The organism is Litoreibacter meonggei (genome assembly GCF_003663885.1).
Classification (GTDB): domain Bacteria; phylum Pseudomonadota; class Alphaproteobacteria; order Rhodobacterales; family Rhodobacteraceae; genus Litoreibacter; species Litoreibacter meonggei.
The window spans coordinates 288,306-308,681 of record NZ_RCCE01000006.1 but is presented as its reverse complement, the minus strand read 5'-3'; the positions used below and the strand labels follow the sequence as shown (position 1 = coordinate 308,681).

Genomic DNA, 20,376 nt, shown 5'->3' with positions numbered 1-20,376 from the left:
AAGCTATGAAAACGATCAAAGGTCCAGCGCTGTTCCTAGCGCAGTTCGCAGGCGACGATGCGCCGTTCAACTCGTGGGATTCCATCACGAAATGGGCGGCAGATTGCGGCTACAAAGGCGTGCAGGTTCCCAGCTGGGACGCGCGGATGATTGACCTCGACAAGGCCGCTTCGTCGAAAGGCTATTGCGAGGATTGGGCCGAACAGGCCCGCGCCAACGGCGTCGAAGTGACCGAATTGTCCACCCACCTGCAAGGCCAACTTGTGGCCGTGCATCCTGCCTATGACGACGCTTTCGACGGCTTTGCGGCCCCCGAAGTACGCGGCAACCCTAAGGCACGTCAGGAATGGGCTGTGGATCAGGTTAAGAAGGCGCTGTCCGCGTCGAAAAACCTTAGGATCGGCGCCCATGCGACATTCTCGGGCGCGCTGGCGTGGCCTTATGTCTACCCTTGGCCGCAGCGGCCTGCGGGTCTGGTGGAACAAGCCTTTGACGAGCTGGCAAAACGGTGGTTGCCGATCTTGGACCATGCCGAGGATTGCGGCGTCGATGTCTGCTACGAAATCCACCCCGGCGAAGACCTGCACGACGGGATCACCTACGAGATGTTTCTGGAACGCACAGGTAACCACGCCCGCGCCAACATGCTGTATGATCCGTCGCACTATGTGCTTCAGTGCATGGATTACATCGACAATATCGACATCTACAAAGACCGCATCCGCATGTTCCACGTCAAGGATGCGGAATTCAATCCGACGGGGCGGCAGGGTGTTTATGGCGGCTACCAGTCATGGGTCAACCGCGCGGGGCGGTTCCGGTCGCTTGGCGACGGGCAGGTCGATTTCGGGGCGGTGTTTTCCAAGATGGCCGCGAATGACTTCGATGGCTGGGCCGTGGTCGAATGGGAATGCGCGATCAAGCACCCCGAAGATGGCGCGCGCGAGGGCGCGCAGTTCGTCAAGGACCACATCATCCGCGTGACGGAGCGCGCGTTTGACGACTTTGCAGATGGCGGCGCGGATACGGCGCTGAATGCCAAGATGATGGGGATCACGTCATGAAACCTATTCGATTAGGCATGGTAGGCGGCGGGAATGACGCCTTTATCGGTGGGGTGCACCGTATAGCGTCACGCATCGACGGGCGGTTTGAGCTGGTCGCGGGGGCGCTGTCCTCGACGGCCGAGAAGTCCAAGGCGTCGGGCGCGGCTTTGGGTCTGGACGAAGACCGGTGCTATGGCGATTTTACTGAGATGGCCAAGCGCGAGGCGCGGTTGAAAAACGGCGTCGAGGCAGTGGCGATCGTGACGCCCAATCACGTGCATTACCCCGCTGCCCGTGAGTTTCTGAAGCGCGGTATTCATGTGATTTGCGACAAGCCGCTCACTTCGACTTTGGCAGACGCGAAGAAGCTGGTCGCGGCGGCGGAAAAGTCGGACGCGCAGTTCATCCTGACGCATAATTACACCGGCTACCCGATGGTGCGCCAAGCCCGTGCAATGGTTGCGGAGGGCCTGATCGGAAAAATGCGTGTTGTGCAGGTGGAATACCCGCAAGACTGGCTGACCGACCCTATGGAAGGCGAAGGCCTGAAGCAGGCCGAGTGGCGCACCGACCCCGCGCGGTCCGGCGCTGGCGGGTGTGTCGGTGATATCGGAACGCATGCCTACAATTTGGCAGGCTTCGTGACGGGTTTGAAACTGGAGAGCCTTGCCGCCGACCTGACCAGCTTTGTGGAAGGTCGCAGGCTGGACGACAACGTGCATGTGATGCTGCGCTATCAAGGCGGGGCGAAGGGCATGTTGTGGTCAAGCCAAGTGGCTCCCGGCAATGAAAATGCGCTGAAGCTACGTGTTTATGGCGAAAAGGGCGGTTTGGAATGGTCGCAAGAAGATCCCAATTACCTGTGGTTCACCCCCCATGGCGAGCCGAAGCGTTTGCTGACCCGCAACGGGGCGGGCGCTCACGAGGCCAATCAAAGCACTTCGCGCGTTCCGCCGGGCCATCCAGAGGGGTACCTTGAGGGGTTTGCGAACATCTACAACGAAGCGGCTGACGTGATCGTCGCCGCCCGCGACGGTGCCGCGCCGGATCATCTGTTGCCGACGGTTCATGACGGCCTCGACGGCGTTGTGTTCATCGACGCCTGCGTGCGGTCCTCTGCGCGCAATGCGGCGTGGGTTAAGATATGACCGAACCGCTCGCCCTGTCCCTGACCAAAATCTGTCGCAGCTTTGGACCCGTCCAAGTTCTGCACGACGTGGATATCACGCTGGCAGCGGGCGAGGTCCACGCGCTGATTGGCGAGAACGGGGCGGGCAAATCCACCACGATGAAAATCATGTCGGGCTATCTGGCCCCGACGAGCGGGGTTGTTGCCCTGAACGACGCGCCGGTGTCCTTTGTCAATTCGCAAGACGCGGAGGCGCAGGGCGTGGTTCTGATCCATCAGGAATTCAACCTTGCGGAGCAGCTGAGCGTTGAACAGAACATTTTCCTTGGGCATGAAAAGAAACGCGGCTTCCTTCTGGACAAGGCGGCGATGCAGGCCGAGGCCCGCGCGTTGCTGGCGCGTCTGAACTGTCAGGTTGATCCATCAGCGCGTGTCAGCGACATCGCCAACGCCGACAAGCAAATGGTCGAGATCGCCAAAGCCCTGTCGCGCAACGCCCGCGTGCTGATCATGGACGAACCCACCGCTGTGCTGACGGAGCGGGAGGCTGAGGTGCTGTTCGATCAGGTTGACCGGTTGAAGGCGGAAGGCGTTGCGATCCTGTTCACCTCGCACAAGCTCGACGAAGTGAAGCGAATTTCCGACCAGATCACCATTTTGCGCGACGGCCATGTCGTGTCCCAAGGCCCGACGAGCGACTATAACGAAGACCAGATGGCCGAGGCGATGGTCGGACGTGATGTGTCCTCCCTGTACCCTGAACGCACTGTGCCCGTTGGGTCTGAGGCCGCGCTAGAGGTCAAGGGGCTGTCGGTCGCGGGGTTTGCCCATGATATTTCGTTCACCTTGAAGAAAGGCGAAATTCTGGGGATCTCCGGCCTGATTGGATCGGGCCGAACGGAGACGATGGAAGGGCTGGTTGGCCTGCGCTCGACGACGGGCGAGGTGCGGTTGAACGGGAAAGTTGTTCATCTTAAGTCGCCGCAACAGGCGCAGGCAGCGGGTGTGTGCTATCTGACCGAAGATCGCAAAAGCCGTGGCTTGCTGCTGACCAAGGGCATGCGGGAAAACCTGACGCTGCAATGTTTGCCTGATTTCACCAATGTCTTGATTGATCAAAAATCCGAAGATGCGGCTTTGACCAAGGCCATTGAGGATTTCGACATTCGCGCCCCGTCCCGTGACGTGGCGGTCGGCAACCTGTCCGGCGGCAATCAACAAAAGCTGTTGATCGCCAAGGTCATGCTGGCCGATCCGGATATCGTCATCATCGACGAGCCGACGCGCGGCATCGATATTGGTACCAAGCAGCAGATATACGAGTTCATTCACGCGCTCTCGGGGCAGGGCAAGTCCATCATCGTTATCAGCTCCGAGATGCAGGAGGTCATTGGCCTCGCGGACCGCGTTCTGGTCATGCGCATGGGTCGCATTGCGGGCGAGGTTTCGGGCGATGATTTGACTGAAGACAAAATCGTGCGGTTGGCTATGGGCCTTGACGCACACAAAGAAGAGGCAGCGTGATGGCCACGGCAGACACAAACCCAAAACCCGCCATGCGACTGGACCTGAAAGTCATGGGGCCGATTTTGGCCTTGGTCGTGCTGGTGGTCATCGGCGCGTTGATGAATGGTAATTTCCTGAGCGCGGGGAACATCACCAATGTTCTGTCACGCTCGGCCTTTATCGGGATCATTGCTGTTGGCATGACATTTGTCATAACGGCGGGCGGGCTGGATCTGTCAGTGGGGTCGATGGCGGCCTTTATCGCGGGTCTTATGATCCTTGTCATGAACGGGTTACTGCCCGTTATGGGCGTCGGGTGGCCGCTTGTTTTCGTCGGAATGCTGACGGCTATCGTTGCGGGGACTGCCGCCGGATTCATAAACGGCTTCCTTATCACGAACATGCGGATCGAGGCGTTTATCGTCACCCTTGGCACCATGGGTATTTATCGCAGCCTTGTGACTTGGCTGGCGGATGGCGGCACCCTGTCGCTTGATTTCGGGATGCGTGCGATCATCCGGCCGATTTATTTTGACGGTATCCTTGGCATCAGCTGGCCGATCATCGTGTTTGCCTTGGTTGCGATCCTTGGCGAGGTCGTCATGCGTCGCGGTGCGTTCGGACGTCACGCCGCCGCCGTCGGGTCGAACGATCAGGTGGCGCGCTATTCATCCGTGAACGTGAACCGCGTACGCATGATGACCTATGTGGGCTTGGGCGTTTTGGTCGGGGTAGCCACGATCATGTATGTCCCGCGACTGGGCTCTGCGTCGTCCAGCACTGGCGTACTTTGGGAGCTGGAGGCCATCGCCGCTGTGATCATCGGCGGTACCATGCTGAAAGGCGGATTTGGCCGCGTTTGGGGCACCGTGATCGGCGTACTGATCCTGTCCCTGATCGGGAACATATTGAACCTGACCGACGGGGTTTCACCCTACCTGAACGGTGCGGTGCAAGGCGTCATCATCATTCTTGCTGTGATCTTACAGCGCGACAAGAAGGCGGAGGGGTAAGACCCGACGCATAAAACGAATGGTTAATAGGAGGAAAAAACCATGAAACTCACTCACTCATTTGGTGCGTTCGCACTGGCTGCAACACTTGCGCTGCCAGCATTTGCGCAGGACACAAAGGTTATCGGCGTGTCCATTCCGGCAGCGACCCACGGCTGGGCTGGCGGCATGAACTTCCATGCGCAACAGGCCGTCGACCGGCTTGAGGCCGTCTATCCCGGACTGGATTTCGTTCTGGCAACCGCATCTGACCCGGCGAAACAGGTCAACGACATCGAAGACATGATGGCGACCCGCAATATCGACGCCTTGGTCGTACTGCCCTTTGAATCCGAGCCACTGACAAGCCCGGTCAAAGCCGTCGCTGACAGCGGCGCTTGGGTCACGGTTGTCGACCGTGGTTTGGCCATTGAAGGCATCGAGGACCTGTATGTGGCGGGTGACAACTCGGGCTTTGGTAAAGTGTCGGGCGAATACATGGTTTCGGCCATGCCTGATGGCGGCAAGATCGTTGCGTTCCGTGGCATCCCGACCAGCATCGACAATGAGCGCGTCGCCGGATTTGAAGCTGCCATCGAAGGCTCCGGCATCGAGATCATCGGCATGGAGCACGGCAACTGGAACCGCGACGACAGCTTTGTGGTCATGGAGGACTTTTTGTCCAAGCATGGGCAGATCGACGCTGTTTGGGCATCTGATGACGACATGGCCATCGGTGTTCTTGCCGCAATCGAAGCTGCGGGCCGCGACGATATAAAATTCGTTCTGGGTGGCGCTGGCATGAAAGAGATGATTGCACGCACACGCGACGGCGACGCGATGATCCCTGCAAACGTCACCTATCCGCCAGCGATGATCGCAACAGCGATTGAAATGACCGCGGTTGGTCTGACGTCGACGGCGCCGGTGTCCGGTACTTTCGTCATCGGTTCTGTTTTGATCACACAAGACAACGCCGCCGAGTTCTACTACCCAGACAGCCCGTTCTAGGGCGATGGATGAATGCAGCGGGGTGCCAGATGGTTTCCCGCTGCAATTTTGCGGAAACTGTGATCTCGGTCTACTCGTCGTGATCTATAGTAGCGCCTTCAGATGAACGTCGGCGAAGTTTGGAGTTCATACGGCTCCAGGACGAGGCACTCGCATGATCCGTCCACCCCACGAGAAGATGCCATGCGCGTTAACGTGGCCTCAACCGCACAGGCTATATCATCGCTCGCGCCGCTCTCTCCTAATTTTGGCAGGCATTCAGGCGGCCAACGAATGGGTATTGTCCCTTAGACTAAGGTTGAACGGAACTGCTTTTGGAAGCTCTCTTCGATTGGATGTCGATGCTGGAGCAGTAGGTTGGGACGAGACCAGATTTGTCGTTGCAGTCAAAACCTTGTTGGCACGCTGTCTGGGACTACACCAAATTGCAGACTGAACGCCCATCTAATGGGTTCCCTACGCCATTGTGTCCCGGCAAGTTTCCGGGGTGTAGTTTCAGCGGATTATCAGCTCCGCTAAAAACGTGTCTTTGGGTGCTGGGCCTGACAAGTCGGCAGCAAGGAACATTTCCGCTGCCCGTGTCGCGAGTTCAGTTATCGGAACGCGTATTGTAGACACGCCATTGTTGACCCACGAATAGAATGACGGATCGCCATAGCCGATGAATTCAAACCCTTCGTCCAGTTTGGTTTTAGAGTCCATAAGAGCGCTGAGTGCCCCGTTTGAAATCTCGACCCCGCCGCACAAAAGCGCCGTAGCCGTGCCTCCAGCCAGGATTGCATGGCCATGGCTGCGCCCCATGCTGAACGAGGGGACACCGGTGGAAATCAAGTCTGGCAGAATCTCGACGCCAGCCTGTTTCGCGCCCAAGCGAAAGGCATCAAGGCGCGCGCGACCGCTGGACATGTCACGATTTGCGCCGATATAGGCGATCTTGTCGTGACCTTTATCAACTAAATGCTTCACGGCGGCGCGAATGGCGGGCCCGTCATCGACAAGAATTGTGGGGTGCTGATCGGGCGTTCCGCTTTGCCGGATCAACTCGATCACCCGCATCCTTCCGTATGGCGTGCGGTCCCCGGTCGAGCGACGCGGGGCAGGCACCAAGACAACCGAGCTGGCTTGTACCTGCCGCAATTGCTCCAGCGCCTTCTGCTCGACCGTTGTGTCGTCATTGGTCAGGTGAATGATCAATTGCAAAGACTGCGCATCGCATTCCACGGCCAGATCATTGGCGAAGCGTGCGTAGAATTCGTTGACGATATTGGGCAGCAATAGCCCCACGATTTTCGGGGCATCGCCCCTCATCACCATGGCGGCGGCGTTCTTGACGTAGCCCAGCTCATCCGCGCGCTTTACGATTTTATCCCGCGTCTCTTTTTGCACATTGGGGTGGTCGGACAGCGCGCGTGACACCGTCATGTGCGAAATCCCAAGATCATTGGCGATGGTTTTGATCGTGACGCGACTCAAAGCGGAACTCCATGTGGTTTCATACTCTTAGCATGAAAAATCAAAAGCGTCTTGACAGCAATGCGATCTTACCGTCAAATTGTTCACGTGAACATCTACTATCCCAGACTATGGATTCTGCACCCATGACGCAACCGCTCGAAGCCAGATGCCGTGACTTGATCGAGGCTTTAGACCTCGGGCGGGCCAGCGATTTGGGCGAGGTCAAGCCGCTCACCGGGGGGGTGGCCTCCGATATTGCGGCGGTGCGCGTGGGCGGTGATGCCTATTGCGTCAAGTTTGCCCTGCCGAAGTTGAAGGTCGCGGCCGATTGGTTTGCGCCAGTGCATCGCAACGCGGCTGAATATGCGTGGCTGCAAGTCGCGGCTGACGTGGTGCCGCAAGGGGCGATCCGCCTGTTTGGCCGCTCTGAGGAGCAGCACGGCTTCGCGATGGAACTGATCGCGGGCGATGACGTGTATCTTTGGAAAACGGCCATGCTGGACGGCGCGCCCCTGCGCGGCGAGGCGGCGGCTGTTGGCGAGATTATCGGGCGCATCCACGCGGCCTCGGCCAAGGCGGGGTTTGATACCTCGACCTTCCGGAACCGCGACGATTTTCGGGCGCTGCGGATTGAGCCCTATCTGACGTTCACGGCAGGAGCGCATCCTGACGTGGCGGCTGAACTGACGGCGCTGGCGGATATGCTGTATCAAAGCGACGCCGTGCTGGTGCATGGCGATGTGAGCCCCAAGAATATTCTGATCCGCGACGGTGCGCCGGTGATCCTGGATGCGGAATGCGCAACGATGGGCGATGCGTCGTTTGATCCGGCGTTCTGCCTGAACCATCTGGTGCTGAAGGCCGTGCATCTGCCGCCTCAACGTGCGGAATTGCTTGACGCCATCGGGCAGTTCTGGGGCGCCTATGCGGCGCATATCACGTGGGAAGATGCGGCAGAGCTTGAGGCGCGGGTCTGCCGGTTGTTGCCCGCACTGATGTTGGCCCGGATCGACGGAAAATCGCCGGTTGAGTATCTTGTTGAGACGCGACGTGAGCAGGTGCGCCAACTGGCGCTGCCCTTGATCGCGTCGCCCGTCCCGACGCTTGCCGGATTTGCGAATGAACTGAAGTCTGGCTTGGAGGAATTGGAAACGTGAGTGTCATCAAGAATGTGAGCGGGCGGCGTGTCTGGGATTCTCGCGGCCATCCGACGGTGGAAGTCGATGTGACGCTTGAAAACGGCGTGATGGGGCGTGCGATTGCACCTGCGGGCGCGTCACGGGGCACGCGCGAGGCGATTGATTTGCGCGACGGTGGGCCGTCCGTGCAAGGCAAGAATGTGCGTCGCGCGCTGGAAAGCGTGAATGGCCCGATTGCTGCGGCTTTAAAGGGCTTGGATGTTCAGGACCAAGGCGGCGCGGATGCTGCTATTCTGGCTTTGGACGGCTCGCCCTTGAAGGACAAGCTGGGCGGCAACGCGACGGTGGCGACCTCACTGGCGATTATGCACGCGGCTGCGGCGGATGCAGGCAAGCCGCTTTGGCGGCACATCTCGGATATGACGGGTTATGCGCCGTCGCTGCCACTGCCTGAGATCCAGATATTCGGTGGCGGGGCCCATGCGGGGCAGCGCGTTGATATTCAGGACTTCATGATCATGGTGCCGGGGGCGTCCAGTTTTGATGAAGTGATGGAGATCACCAACGAAGTCTATTTCGCCGCCGGTGACATCATGAAAGCCAAAGGCAAGCTGGCCGGTGTGGCGGACGAGGGCGGCTGGTGGCCGATGTTCGACAGCAACGAAGAGGCGCTGGAAACACTGGTGCAAGCCATCGAGAAGGCAGGGGAGACGCCGGGCGACCGTGTTGTGATCTCGCTGGATATTGCCGCCTCGGAGTTCGGCAAGGACGGGCGCTACCGGTTGGCGCTGGAAGATCGCGACATGGACAGCGGCGAGATGATCGACATGCTGGGCGGTTGGCTGGACAGCTATCCGATTGCCTCTATCGAGGACCCGCTGTCGGAAGATGATGTTGCGGGAACCGTGGAATTTACCCGCCGCTTTGGCGATCGGGTACAGATCATCGGGGACGACTATCTTGTGACCAACGCGGATCTGGTCCGCGACGCGCAAGCCCAAGGGGCGTGCAATGCGGTGCTGATCAAGGTCAATCAGGCCGGCACCGTGTCGGAAAGTCTCGAGACTTTCCGCGCCGCCCGCGCGAAGGGCTGGGGCGCGATTGTCTCGGCCAGATCGGGCGAGACAGAAGATGTCTCCATCAGCCATCTGGCGACGGGGCTTGGCGGCGGGCAGCTGAAAGTCGGCTCCTTCACCCGCTCCGAACGCATGGTCAAATGGAACGAGTGCCTGCGCATTCAGGACACGCTTGGCGTCCGTAGCTTTGTCGGCGGCGCACCGCTGGCCGCCACGTGGTGGGGCAAGAAAAATCAAAAGGACACAGCAGCATGAAACTTTCCCGTTATGGTGACCGCACCAGCTCGAAAATTCCTTGTATCATTGATGCCGATGGGGTGGCGCGCGATGCGTCGTCCATCGTGGAGGACTTCGGCCCACGCACGCTTTCGCCCGAGCTGCTGGACCGTTTGGCCGCGGTTGATCCCAAAAGCCTGCCTGTCGCGGATATCGAGGGCAAACGGCTGGCCCCACCGGTGGCGCAACCGTTCAACATCTGGTGCGTCGGGCTGAACTATTCCGACCACGCCGCCGAAGCGGGGCTGCCTGTTCCGGAAGAGCCGATCCTGTTTAACAAGTCGACCGTGACCTATTGCGGGCCGAATGACGACCTGCTGAAATCGCCGCAGATGACCAAACTCGACTGGGAGGTCGAGCTGGGTATCATCATCGGCAAGCCCGCGCTGAATATCTCGAAGGACGAGGCGATGGATCATGTTGCCGGATTTGTTCTGGTCAATGACGTGTCGGAGCGCGCATGGCAGATGGAGCGGTCCGGTCAGTGGGTCAAAGGCAAGAGCTTCCCCAATTTCTGCCCGACCGGCCCGTTCATGGCGACCAAGGACGAGGTTGCCGATGTGCAAAGCCTTGGCATGTGGCTGGATGTGAACGGCAAGCGTATGCAGACGGGCAACACGGACACGATGATTTTCGATGTGAAAACCATCGTCAGCTACATGTCCGAATTTACCAGATTGGAGCCGGGCGATCTGATTTGCACCGGTACGCCTCCGGGTGTCGGGGCGGGCATGAAGCCGCCTGTTTGGTTGAACGAAGGCGACGAAGTGCGCCTTGGGATCGACGGATTGGGTGAGCAAAAACAGACCGTTGTCGCATTGGGAGGCACCAAATGAACAGCTATGATTTCTCCGGTCAGGTTGTGGCCATAACGGGCGGCTGCAACGGGATCGGTGCCGCGATTGCGGACCGCATGGCGGTCTCGGGCGCGCAAGTTGCGATCTGGGATATGGATATCAGTGCTCCTGAAGAGCGCGTCATGGAGATTGCGGAAGGTGATCGCCTATTGGTGCAAACCGATGTCAGTGATCTGTCCAGCGTCGAGGCCGCGCAAGCCGCGACCGAGGCGAAGTTTGGCAAGGTCGATGTGCTGATAAACAGCGCTGGCGTCGCGGGGCCGACGGGTCCGCTGGCAGAATATCCGGCAGATGCGTGGCGGAAGGTTCAGGCGGTCAATGTCGACGGGACGTTCCACACCTGCCGCACGGTCGTGCCGGGCATGATGGAGCGCGACTATGGGCGCATCGTGAACGTGGCCTCCATCGCGGGCAAAGAGGGCAACCCGAACGCCTCGGCCTATTCCACGTCCAAGGCGGCGGTGATCGCCATGACCAAGTCGCTGGGCAAGGAGTTGGCAGGCCAGAACATCGCGGTGAACTGCATCACTCCGGCGGCGGCGAAAACGCGCATCTTCGATCAGGTGTCCGAGGATTTCGTGCAGTTCATGTTGTCGAAAATCCCGCGGGGCCGGTTTGTCACCGTGGAGGAAATCGCCAACATGGTGTTGTGGGTCGCGTCTGCGGAGAACTCGTTCACGACGGGGGCTGTGTTTGATGTCTCTGGCGGGCGGGCCACGTATTGAGCGCCGCGGCTTCCATATCAGGCCGTGTCGCTTGCGTCACCGCAGCGGGGCAGGGGATCGGGCGGGCGATTGCTGAAAAGTTGATTGCCGAGGGTGCTACGGTCCACGTGTCGGACATTGACGCCAGCTTGCTGGACGGTTTGGACGCCGTATCCGCGACGGGCGTGGATGCGACGAACGCGAAGGCTGTTGAGGCGTGGCTGTCGCCACTTGGCCAGATTGATGTCGTCGCGCACGCGGTAGGTTTTGTGCATCATGGCAGCGTGCTGGAGACGACAGATGCCGACTGGCGCAAGTCGCAATCCATTTGCCTCGACAGTGCCTTTCATGTGGTCAGGGCCGCCGTGCCGCACATGCTGGATGCCGGTGGGTCGGTTATCTTGATCGCGTCGCTTGCGTCATCGCTGAAGGGCTATCCGAACCGTGCCGCTTACGGCGCCGCCAAAGGCGGGGTGATCGGACTGATGAAGGCCTGTGCCGCAGATTACCTGCCAAACGGTATTCGCTTCAATGCGATCTGTCCCGGCGTTGTAGACACGCCGTCGCTGCGCCAGCGGATCGCCGATTTGGCCGAAAGCATGGGCAGCTTAGAGGCGGCGGAAAAGATGTTTCTCGACCGGCAACCCGGCGGGCGGTTTGCCTCACCCGACGAGATCGCCAGCGCTTGCGCATGGCTGTGCTCGGATGGCGGCGCATTTGTCATCGGCCAGACCGTCAATGTTGACGGGGGCATTTCTATCTAGACCAGCGCAGAATCTGCGTTGACCAATTCCAACCGGTTCAAAGAAGGAGAACCAAATGAAACTGAATAAAGCATATACGCTGACGACGGCTTCAGTGCTCGCGATCGCCGCTTTGGCGACAGCCGCACAGGCGGAGCCGAAAACCAACATGATGCACCAATGGGCGCAAGGCTCGGAGGCGGCGGCGATTGCCAAGCTGGGCGAGATGTTCGAAGCCGCTGGCGGCACATGGGAGCAAACCGCGATTTCCGGCCACACGTCCAACACGCTGGCCAAGCTGCGCTCTGATATTGTTGCCGGCAACGCACCGGCTGCGGTGCAGTTGAAAGGCCCTGAAATTGCGGAATGGAACTCGACAGGCACAACTGCCAATCTAGACGAGGTTGCAGCGGCGGAAGGCTGGGATGATGTCGTAGCACCCGAGCTGACGTCGGTGATGAAGCCGACCGGAAGCTGGGTCGCGGCGCCGATGAACATCCACCGTGTCAACTGGCTGTACAGCTCCACCAAGATCCTGAACGAGCTGGGGCTAGACGTTCCGAAAACATGGGATGATTTCAATGCCGCATGCGACAAGATCGTTGCCGCAGGCCACACCTGTATCGCGCACGGTGCCGCCGACTGGTCCGATGCCACGACCTTCGACAGTGTTGTCTATGGCATGGATATCGACCTGTACCGCAAAGCGTTTCAGGAAGCCGATGTCGACGCGATGCGCAGCCAAGGCATGATCGACGCGTTTGCGCAGCTGCGCAAAATGGTTGGCTACATGGATGACGGCATCAATGGTCGCTCGTGGGAGCAGTCGATGACGATGACCATGACGGGAGAAGCGGCGTTCTTCCTGATGGGCGACTGGACCGTCGCCTCGGCCAATCTGGCTGGCTTCAAAGAGGGCGAGGACTACCTGTGCAACCAGACGCCCGTGAACTGGGGTGGTAACGGCTTCATCCTGAACGCTGACTCTGTGGTGTTTTTCCAGCAATCCGACCCCGACTACATCGAAGGTCAAAAACTGCTGGCCAGCACGATCATGTCACCGGAATTTCAGGTGACGTTCAATGTGGCCAAGGGGTCCATTCCGTCCCGCACGGATGTGGACTTGTCCAAGGGTGGTTTCACCCAATGCCAGCAACAGGGCTTGGCCGACCTCAAGGCATCGGTGTCTGAGGGCACATTGGTCCGCTCCATGGCGCATAACATGACCGTTTTGCAGAAGTTCCGTGGCGCGATGATGGAAGTGATCACCGAGTTCGTCGCCGACGACTCGATCACCCCTGAAGAAGCTGCGAACCAGCTTGCAGATGCGGTCGAGCTGCAAAGCTAAGCCCCGCCTGTAAAGACCCGCGCCAGTAATCTCCCTTGCTGGCGCGGACCTAGCCCATGCTTTTGCTGGAGGACACACCATGACCAAACGATCACTCGGGAGCCGGTTGGCGGAAAAGACGCCGCAGCTTGTCCTGATCCCAACACTCGTTGCGGCCTTTATGTATGTCGTGGTTTTCTCGCTCTGGACGCTTTGGATTTCCGTGTCGCAGTCGACCCTGTTGCCCAACATGGCCTATGGCGGCTTCGGAGAATACGCGGCGTTGTGGCAAAGCAAGCGATGGGTCGTGTCCTACCAAAACCTGTTCGTGTTCGGCGCGCTTTATGTCGTCGGATCGCTGTTCATCGGCTCGCTTCTGGCGATCCTTATCGACCAGCGCGTCCGGTTCGAATCCGTGTGGCGCACCATCTTTCTCTACCCGCTCGCGATCTCGTTCATTGTGACCGGAACCGTCTGGCGTTGGATTTTTCACCCGCAAACCGGCGTCGAGCGCGCGTTGAACGACCTGGGCTGGATCAGTGCGAATTTCGACTGGATCACGGACCGCGATATGGCGCTTTACGTCGTCATCTTCACCGGTATCTGGCACGCGTCCGGCTTTGCCATGGCGTTGATCTTGGCCGGGCTGCGGTCGGTCGATGGTGATCTGGTAAAAGCGGCGCAGATCGACGGGGCGTCCATGCCGCGGATTTATCGCAAAGTTATTTTGCCGACGATCTGGCCGATCTTTATCGCCGTGACGGTGGTGCTGCTGCAATTCGCGATCAAGACCTATGACCTTGTGGTCGCCCTGACCCAAGGCGGGCCGGGCGTCGCCACAACTGTGCCTGCCATCGTGGTTTACGATCTGATGTTCCAACGCGGGCAGATCGCCCAAGGGGCGGCGGCGGCGGTGATGATCCTTGTCGCGCTGGCCATGGTCATCGTGCCTTACGTGTTGTGGACCAACTGGCAAGCCAAGAAGGAGGGCCAGCGTCATGGCTGAAGCAGTCCATCAAGCGTTTGATCCGCTGTCAACGGGCAGCCGCGCAAAGCAAATCCGCTCCAAGACGATTGTCTACGGGCTTCTCACGTTCTTCGCGCTGCTCTATATGTCGCCGCTGTTCATCATCTTCATAAACGCCTACCGCCCGTTGGAAGAGATCGTGCGCGAGGGCTTTATCTCGGCCCCGAACACCATGAGCTGGTCCTATTGGGGCGAGGCATGGAGCACGTTCTGCATAGGCGGCAATTGCGAAGGAGTGTCTCGGTACTTCGTCAACACGCTGTTAATGACCGTGCCCGCCACCGTCCTGTCCACCGCCTTTGGTTTGGTGAACGGCTATGCGTTGTCCAAGTGGCGGTTCAAGTATGACGCATGGGTGTTTGGCCTGATCACGCTGGGCGTCTTTCTGCCTGCGCAAATGACCTTGCTGCCTTGGGCCTTCGTGCTTGGCAAACTGGGCGTGTCTAACACGATCGGTGGCTTGGTCTTGGTCCACACGATCCAAGGGATCAGCTTCACCACTCTATTCTGCCGCAACTACTTCGTGGCGGTGCCGGACGATCTGATCAAAGCTGCGCGTATCGACGGGGCAGGGTTCTGGCGCATCTTCTGGCGGATCATGCTGCCCTTGTCGCCGCCGATCCTGATCGTCTGCGTGATCTGGCAATTCACCGGCATCTGGAACGAATTCCTCTATGGCACTGTCTTCACGTCAGGGTCCAATCAACCCATCACCTCGGCCATCGTGGCCTTCTCTGGCTCTGGCACCGGAGAGCGGCATTACAATGTCGAGGCGGCCTCGGTCATCTTCGCGGCGCTGCCTCCTTTGCTGGTCTACGTCTTCGGTGGGAAATATTTTGTCCGGGGTTTGACCTCTGGCGCTGTGAAATAAGGAGATCGCGTAATGTCATCTTTACAGATCAAGAATTTGCGCAAGAGTTTCGGCTCGGTGGAGGTCCTGAAAGACATCAATCTGGAGGCGGACTCGGGCGAGTTCGTGGCCCTTGTCGGGCCTTCGGGCTGCGGCAAGTCCACCTTGCTGTCGATCATTGCGGGGCTAGAGAGCGTGAGCTCTGGCGAAGTGATTATCGAAGACAAGGTGGTGAACAACGAAGCGCCCAAAGACCGCGACATCGCGATGGTGTTCCAGTCCTACGCGCTGTACCCGACCATGACCGTGCGCCAGAACATGACCTTCGGGATGGAGTGTCGCAACATCGACAAGGCGACACAGGACAAGACGGTCGAGCGTGTCGCCAACCTGTTGCAGATAGAGCCGCTGTTGCAGCGCAAACCCGGCCAGCTGTCGGGCGGACAGCGTCAGCGGGTTGCGATGGGCCGCGCGCTGGTGCGGGATCCCAAGCTGTTCTTGTTTGATGAACCGCTGTCCAATCTGGATGCCAAGCTACGCGTCGAGATGCGCAGCGAGATCAAGAAGCTGCACCAGAGGGTCGGGCGGACAACGGTTTACGTGACCCATGACCAGATCGAGGCCATGACGCTCGCCACCCGTATTGCGGTCATGCACCAAGGCGTGTTGCAGCAATATGATACCCCCAAAGCTATTTACGAGACACCTGCGAATGTCTTTGTCGCGGGGTTCATGGGCTCGCCTAACATGAATTTCTTCGCCGCGAAAGTCGTGTCAACGGATGGCGGTTTCGGGCTTGTGCTGGATGGTGGCGACGGAACCGTTCTGCCGTTGATCAATGGCGCCCACGGGGCATTGTCGGACGGGCAGGCAGTGACGTTCGGTGCGCGTCCTGAGCATTTCAGCCCCGCCTCGGAAGGGCGCGCAGACCGCAAAGGGCGCGCGTCGGTGATTGTTCCGGTCACGGTTGAAATGGATGAGCCGACCGGCTCCGAGACCATTTTGATGGGGGAAATTGCAGGTCAATCCGCGATCATCGTGTGCGAACCGGATGAAGCGCCAGCCCCGGGCGTCACGATGGATTTCGAAGTCGATATGAGCAAGGTCAGCCTGTTTGATCCTGTGTCGGAAAAGCGTCTGTGATGACTGCCTCCGGATTAGCGACAGATCTGGCGGGGAAGCACGTTATCGTCACCGGCGGCGCGACGGGGATCGGAGCCGCGGTGGTTGCTGCGTTTGCAGATCAAGGCGCGCGTGTCTCCTTCCTCGATATCAATCGCGACGCTGGCGAAGCGCTGGCAGAGGCGCTTGAGGGATCAGTGACGTTTCATGAAGCGGACCTCACGGAGGTTGACGCGGTTCAAACGCTGTTGACCTCGATCGTGGATCAACAGGGCTGCGTTGACGTGCTGGTGAATGGGGCCGCGAATGACACCCGCCACCAGACCGCCGAAATCACGCCCGAGATGTGGCGAAAAACGCTTGCCGTTAACTTGGATCATCAGTTTTTCTGCACGCAAGCTGTGTTGCCGGCAATGCGTGCTCAGAAACACGGCGTCATTTTGAATTTCGGGTCCATCGCGTGGCGCGAGGGGCTGGAAGACGCGATGGGCTATGTCACCGCAAAGGCGGGGATTGAAGGATTGACCCGTGCACTGGCGCGGGAACTGGGGCCGGACGGTATTCGCGTGAACTGTCTGCTTCCAGGATTTGTTAAAACCGAACGGCAGGTCGAAAAATGGCTCACGCCCGAGTTGCATAAAACGGTGATGGAGCGGCAGTGTCTGAAGCGGTTTACCGAAGCCTCGGATGTTGCGGACGCCGCCGTTTTTCTTTGCTCAAACGCGGCGCGGGCCGTCACCAATCAAACACTGATCGTCGACGCGGGCTGGGCGTCCTAGCCGCAACTCCCCAAGCGGGAGCGGTCTGCTGCGCAACAAACTGTGGTGGCCAGTATTGCGGCGGTGTGGGTGGCAGGACTTATCCCGCTAGATTTTATTCCTCGGGAGGGTGCTTGATCTCTCATGAGGAAGTGCAAACCGCTGAATCCGCAAAATTCGGAGCAATCTGAGCATGGATAGGCGTGATAGTATTTCTCTTGATGTGTTCACGTGAACATTCTAGGCTTACCCTAGGGCAGGGGGCCGGATGTCGAGAGCAAATTTTTCGGTATTTTTTTCCGCCACAGGTCCACATCTGAGGATGACGTAAACTCAGATCCTTCACATAACGATTTTCGGGAGAAGATAATGAATAATTCGATAAGAACCGTAATGGCGGCGGCGACAGCACTCGGCTTTTGCGCTACCGCCGCACTTGCGGATGGCCACGCCGTAAAACTGCGCATTCAAAACCATCAGGGACCTGAATCCACGGTCGGCATCCTGATCGCGGATTTCGTTGATCGCGTACATGCAATGTCTGACGGCTCGATCGAAATTGAAATGTTCTACTCGTCATCTGTGGTCAAGTCAGTCGAGACATTTGACGCTGCGACATCGGGAATTCTCGATTGTGACATGACCAATGGCAGCTACCAAACCGGCAAAAACCCGGCCTTTCAGTTTGTGGCCGACACGATGGGCGGCTATGACACGCCGTTGCAATATCAAACATGGGTGAATTACGGTGGTGGCAAGGAAGTCATCAACGAGCTCTACTCTGCCTACGGCATGACGTTCATTGGCGCGCATGTTGGCGGTCAGGAATCTTTGAATTCGACACGGCCTTTGAACGGCGTAGCTGATTTGAAGGACTTCAAATTCCGCTCGCCTCCCGGCATGGAGTCCGAGATTTTTGCATCGCTCGGTGCCAAGCCTATCGTCATGGATTTCACCGAAATCTTTACTGCGCTGGAAACCAAAATCATCGACGGTGCTGATGCGGCTACTTTGGCCGTGAACCGTAGTCTTGGCATTTACGACATCGCCAAGCACACGACCTATCCGGGTTTCCACTCGATGTCGTCGGACCATTTGGCTTGTCGCACGGACGTTTGGGAAAGCCTGACGCCAGCGCAACAAACCATCATTGAAACCGCCGAGAAAGCCTTGGCGATGGACCTGATGATGAGCGTTATCGTGCAAAACGGAGAAGCCTTGGCAGAGCTACCGGCCGAAGGCGTCACGGTTTACGATTGGTCGGCAGAGGATCGGGCAACATTCCGCGCGGCTGCTCAAGGTGCCTGGACGGAATGGGCAACACGCACGCCTGAAACCGCAAAGATTGTGCACAGCCACAAGGCCTTTCTTAAGCGAATTGGCCTGACAGACTAAGTCAAGATTTAACGAATGACCCTCAGCGGATACGCATCCGCTGGGGGTTTTGCGTTCCAATGCCCCCAATCCGCGAGACACAAATGCCCAAGATCACACGCGTAGACGCACGCCTTTTTCGCATTCCCCTATCGGAGGTTTTGTCAGACGCAAAGCATGGCGATCACACCCATTTCGAGTTGATCACGGCCACCATAACCCTTGACGACGGATCGACGGGGACGGGCTACACCTATACCGGCGGTTGGGGCGGTCATGCGATTGTGGCTATGATCCAGCACGATCTGTCTCCGTATTTGCTGGGCAAAGACGCGACGAATGTCGAATATCTGCACGACGAAATGCGCTGGCATATCCACTATGTCGGGCGCGGCGGGTTGTCTGCATTTGCCATCGCGGCCGTCGATGTCGCTCTGTGGGATATTCGCGGGAAGGCTCTGGGCCAGTCGCTGGTCGACATGGCGGGTGGAGCCTCGGATCGGTGCAAAGCCTATTGCGGCGGGATCGACCTGAATTTCCCGCTGCCCAAGTTGCTATCGAATATCGACGGCTATCTGGCGCGGGGCCATAACGGGATCAAGATCAAGGTCGGGCGCGAGGATCTTGGCGAAGACATCGAGCGCGTTCAGGAGGTTCGCAATCACATCGGTCCGGACAACGCGTTCATGGTTGATGCAAACTACGGGCTAGATGTCGACACAGCGATCCGCGGGGCACGCGGGTTTGAACCTGCGAACCTGACTTGGTTCGAAGAGCCAATAGATCCGGATGATTTCGAGGGCTACGAGAAGATCGCCGCAAACTCCGACATTCCGCTTGCCGCAGGCGAGAATTGTCATTCCGTGCATGATTTCGAATTGCTTAGCCAAACCGGCGCGCTGGCTTTCATGCAGCCTGATGTCGGCACATGTGGTGGGATCACCACATGGCTTCGGGCAGCGGACGTCGCTGAACGCCACGGCCTATCCGTCTGTAGCCACGGGATGCAGGAATTGCATGTCAGCCTACTTGCCGCGCGGCCCAATTCTGGGTGGCTGGAGGTGCATTCCTTCCCGATTGATCAATACACGCTGCAACCTTTACGTGTCGAAGATCATATGGCGGTCGCGCCAAGTTCTCCTGGAACTGGCGTGACCTTTGATTGGGATAAACTCGAAGCGGCACATCAGTCTTCTTCTTGACTGGGGGTTCCCTCACCGGCCCATCCATCCTCCGTCGACGGTCAGGATGGTACCGTGCACATAGTCGGAGGCGGCGGACGCGAGAAACACGGCTGGGCCACCGAAGTCCGCTGGGGTGCCCCAGCGACCAGCAGGGATCCGTTCTAGAATTGACTTTGAGCGGTCAGGGTCATCTTGCAGCGCCTGTGTGTTGTCCGTTGCGATATAGCCCGGAGCAAGCGCGTTAACGTTAACGCCTTTGCCGGCCCATTCGTTAGCCAAGGCTTTCGTAAGCTGACCAATGCCGCCCTTGGAGGCGGCGTACCCCGGCACAGTGATGCCGCCCTGAAACGTTAGCAGCGATGCGGTAAAGATGATCTTGCCCGCGCCGCGTTCGATCATTTTTGCGCCGATCTCGCGGGACAGCACGAACTGGGCCGACAGGTTTACCTCGACCACTTCGTCCCACCACTCATCGGGATGTTCGGCGGCGGGTTTACGTTTGATCGTGCCGGCGTTGTTGATCAGAATGTCGATCTGCGGGTGATCGGCCTGCACCTGTGCCGCAAAGGCTGTGACGGCTGCCCGGTCAGAGAAATCGCAGGCGTAGCCTGAGAAACTGCGCCCGGCGGCTCGCACGCTATCGCCCAATGTGCCGCCGTCGCTTTCCATCGACGCGGAGACGCCGATGATATCTGCCCCGGCAGCTGCCAAGGCCTCGGCCATGCCTTTGCCAATACCGCGCCGCGCGCCGGTGACCAGTGCGGTTTTTCCTGAAAGGTCAAAAGAAGGGGTGCTCATTT

Annotated in this window: 19 protein-coding genes; 17 read left to right on the top strand and 2 right to left on the bottom strand. The window is 58.7% G+C overall.

Annotation, left to right across the window (positions count from 1 at the left end):
- The first annotated feature begins 5 nt into the window (after positions 1-5).
- From BCF46_RS17615 to BCF46_RS17595, 5 genes are read left to right on the top strand one after another with little or no spacing between them, the layout of a single operon-like run.
- Positions 6-1,064: a sugar phosphate isomerase/epimerase family protein gene (locus tag BCF46_RS17615; protein WP_121027519.1), complete on the top strand. Its 1,059-nt coding sequence runs from the start codon at positions 6-8 to the stop codon at positions 1,062-1,064.
- The gene (locus BCF46_RS17610; RefSeq protein ID WP_121027516.1) at positions 1,061-2,194 is read left to right on the top strand and encodes a Gfo/Idh/MocA family protein; all 1,134 of its coding nucleotides are present in this window, start codon (positions 1,061-1,063) and stop codon (positions 2,192-2,194) included. Before BCF46_RS17615 ends, BCF46_RS17610 begins: the two co-directional genes overlap by 4 nt.
- Positions 2,191-3,699 (top strand): sugar ABC transporter ATP-binding protein, encoded by a 1,509-nt coding sequence (locus BCF46_RS17605; RefSeq protein ID WP_121027513.1) that lies wholly within the window; start codon positions 2,191-2,193, stop codon positions 3,697-3,699. Before BCF46_RS17610 ends, BCF46_RS17605 begins: the two co-directional genes overlap by 4 nt.
- On the top strand, positions 3,699-4,694 hold the full coding sequence (locus tag BCF46_RS17600) for an ABC transporter permease (RefSeq protein ID WP_121027510.1): 996 nt from the start codon (positions 3,699-3,701) through the stop codon (positions 4,692-4,694). The genes BCF46_RS17605 and BCF46_RS17600 overlap by 1 nt, the downstream gene beginning before the upstream one ends.
- Positions 4,695-4,736: 42 nt before the next feature.
- Positions 4,737-5,684 (top strand): ABC transporter substrate-binding protein, encoded by a 948-nt coding sequence (locus BCF46_RS17595; RefSeq protein WP_121027506.1) that lies wholly within the window; start codon positions 4,737-4,739, stop codon positions 5,682-5,684.
- 495 nt (positions 5,685-6,179) lie between these two features.
- On the opposite strand, the gene BCF46_RS17590 is transcribed toward BCF46_RS17595, so the two are convergent.
- The gene (locus tag BCF46_RS17590) at positions 6,180-7,157 is read right to left on the bottom strand and encodes a LacI family DNA-binding transcriptional regulator (protein WP_121027503.1); all 978 of its coding nucleotides are present in this window, start codon (positions 7,155-7,157) and stop codon (positions 6,180-6,182) included.
- Between the two features lie 125 nt (positions 7,158-7,282).
- On the opposite strand from BCF46_RS17590, the gene BCF46_RS17585 reads away from it, so the two are divergent.
- From BCF46_RS17585 to BCF46_RS17530, 12 genes are all read left to right on the top strand, one after another.
- Positions 7,283-8,296 carry a phosphotransferase family protein gene (locus BCF46_RS17585; RefSeq protein ID WP_170157972.1) on the top strand — a complete coding sequence of 338 codons (1,014 nt, stop codon included), beginning with the start codon at positions 7,283-7,285 and terminating at the stop codon, positions 8,294-8,296.
- Positions 8,293-9,609 (top strand): phosphopyruvate hydratase, encoded by a 1,317-nt coding sequence (gene eno / locus BCF46_RS17580; RefSeq protein ID WP_121027497.1) that lies wholly within the window; start codon positions 8,293-8,295, stop codon positions 9,607-9,609. The genes BCF46_RS17585 and eno overlap by 4 nt, the downstream gene beginning before the upstream one ends.
- Positions 9,606-10,466 (top strand): fumarylacetoacetate hydrolase family protein, encoded by an 861-nt coding sequence (locus tag BCF46_RS17575; protein ID WP_121027494.1) that lies wholly within the window; start codon positions 9,606-9,608, stop codon positions 10,464-10,466. The genes eno and BCF46_RS17575 overlap by 4 nt, the downstream gene beginning before the upstream one ends.
- A complete protein-coding gene (locus tag BCF46_RS17570) occupies positions 10,463-11,212 on the top strand; it encodes an SDR family NAD(P)-dependent oxidoreductase (protein ID WP_121027491.1) in 750 nt (249 codons plus the stop codon). Before BCF46_RS17575 ends, BCF46_RS17570 begins: the two co-directional genes overlap by 4 nt.
- On the top strand, positions 11,209-11,955 hold the full coding sequence (locus BCF46_RS17565; protein ID WP_121027488.1) for an SDR family oxidoreductase: 747 nt from the start codon (positions 11,209-11,211) through the stop codon (positions 11,953-11,955). The genes BCF46_RS17570 and BCF46_RS17565 overlap by 4 nt, the downstream gene beginning before the upstream one ends.
- Before the next feature lie 55 nt (positions 11,956-12,010).
- Positions 12,011-13,282, top strand: a complete 1,272-nt coding sequence (locus BCF46_RS17560) for an ABC transporter substrate-binding protein (protein ID WP_121027485.1) — start codon at positions 12,011-12,013, stop codon at positions 13,280-13,282.
- Positions 13,283-13,361: 79 nt separating this feature from the next.
- Positions 13,362-14,267, top strand: a complete 906-nt coding sequence (locus BCF46_RS17555) for a carbohydrate ABC transporter permease (protein WP_121027482.1) — start codon at positions 13,362-13,364, stop codon at positions 14,265-14,267.
- Positions 14,260-15,159, top strand: coding sequence for a carbohydrate ABC transporter permease (locus BCF46_RS17550; protein ID WP_121027479.1), 900 nt, complete (start codon positions 14,260-14,262; stop codon positions 15,157-15,159). The genes BCF46_RS17555 and BCF46_RS17550 overlap by 8 nt, the downstream gene beginning before the upstream one ends.
- Before the next feature lie 12 nt (positions 15,160-15,171).
- Positions 15,172-16,281, top strand: coding sequence for an ABC transporter ATP-binding protein (locus BCF46_RS17545; protein ID WP_121027476.1), 1,110 nt, complete (start codon positions 15,172-15,174; stop codon positions 16,279-16,281).
- On the top strand, positions 16,281-17,039 hold the full coding sequence (locus BCF46_RS17540) for an SDR family NAD(P)-dependent oxidoreductase (RefSeq protein ID WP_121027473.1): 759 nt from the start codon (positions 16,281-16,283) through the stop codon (positions 17,037-17,039). Before BCF46_RS17545 ends, BCF46_RS17540 begins: the two co-directional genes overlap by 1 nt.
- Before the next feature lie 348 nt (positions 17,040-17,387).
- Positions 17,388-18,413 (top strand): TRAP transporter substrate-binding protein, encoded by a 1,026-nt coding sequence (locus BCF46_RS17535; RefSeq protein WP_211332836.1) that lies wholly within the window; start codon positions 17,388-17,390, stop codon positions 18,411-18,413.
- Between the two features lie 83 nt (positions 18,414-18,496).
- Positions 18,497-19,594, top strand: a complete 1,098-nt coding sequence (locus tag BCF46_RS17530; RefSeq protein ID WP_121027670.1) for a mandelate racemase/muconate lactonizing enzyme family protein — start codon at positions 18,497-18,499, stop codon at positions 19,592-19,594.
- A gap of 12 nt (positions 19,595-19,606) precedes the next feature.
- On the opposite strand, the gene BCF46_RS17525 is transcribed toward BCF46_RS17530, so the two are convergent.
- Positions 19,607-20,374: an SDR family oxidoreductase gene (locus BCF46_RS17525; protein ID WP_121027467.1), complete on the bottom strand. Its 768-nt coding sequence runs from the start codon at positions 20,372-20,374 to the stop codon at positions 19,607-19,609.
- Positions 20,375-20,376: the final 2 nt, after the last annotated feature.

Coding starts and splice junctions, on each gene's coding strand:
- BCF46_RS17615 (WP_121027519.1), top strand. CDS start 6: ATGAAAACGATCAAAGGTCCAGCGCTGTTCCTAGCGCAGTTCGCAGGC.
- BCF46_RS17610 (WP_121027516.1), top strand. CDS start 1,061: ATGAAACCTATTCGATTAGGCATGGTAGGCGGCGGGAATGACGCCTTT.
- BCF46_RS17605 (WP_121027513.1), top strand. CDS start 2,191: ATGACCGAACCGCTCGCCCTGTCCCTGACCAAAATCTGTCGCAGCTTT.
- BCF46_RS17600 (WP_121027510.1), top strand. CDS start 3,699: ATGGCCACGGCAGACACAAACCCAAAACCCGCCATGCGACTGGACCTG.
- BCF46_RS17595 (WP_121027506.1), top strand. CDS start 4,737: ATGAAACTCACTCACTCATTTGGTGCGTTCGCACTGGCTGCAACACTT.
- BCF46_RS17585 (WP_170157972.1), top strand. CDS start 7,283: ATGACGCAACCGCTCGAAGCCAGATGCCGTGACTTGATCGAGGCTTTA.
- BCF46_RS17575 (WP_121027494.1), top strand. CDS start 9,606: ATGAAACTTTCCCGTTATGGTGACCGCACCAGCTCGAAAATTCCTTGT.
- BCF46_RS17570 (WP_121027491.1), top strand. CDS start 10,463: ATGAACAGCTATGATTTCTCCGGTCAGGTTGTGGCCATAACGGGCGGC.
- BCF46_RS17560 (WP_121027485.1), top strand. CDS start 12,011: ATGAAACTGAATAAAGCATATACGCTGACGACGGCTTCAGTGCTCGCG.
- BCF46_RS17555 (WP_121027482.1), top strand. CDS start 13,362: ATGACCAAACGATCACTCGGGAGCCGGTTGGCGGAAAAGACGCCGCAG.
- BCF46_RS17550 (WP_121027479.1), top strand. CDS start 14,260: ATGGCTGAAGCAGTCCATCAAGCGTTTGATCCGCTGTCAACGGGCAGC.
- BCF46_RS17545 (WP_121027476.1), top strand. CDS start 15,172: ATGTCATCTTTACAGATCAAGAATTTGCGCAAGAGTTTCGGCTCGGTG.
- BCF46_RS17540 (WP_121027473.1), top strand. CDS start 16,281: ATGACTGCCTCCGGATTAGCGACAGATCTGGCGGGGAAGCACGTTATC.
- BCF46_RS17535 (WP_211332836.1), top strand. CDS start 17,388: ATGAATAATTCGATAAGAACCGTAATGGCGGCGGCGACAGCACTCGGC.
- BCF46_RS17530 (WP_121027670.1), top strand. CDS start 18,497: ATGCCCAAGATCACACGCGTAGACGCACGCCTTTTTCGCATTCCCCTA.
- BCF46_RS17525 (WP_121027467.1), bottom strand. CDS start 20,374: ATGAGCACCCCTTCTTTTGACCTTTCAGGAAAAACCGCACTGGTCACC.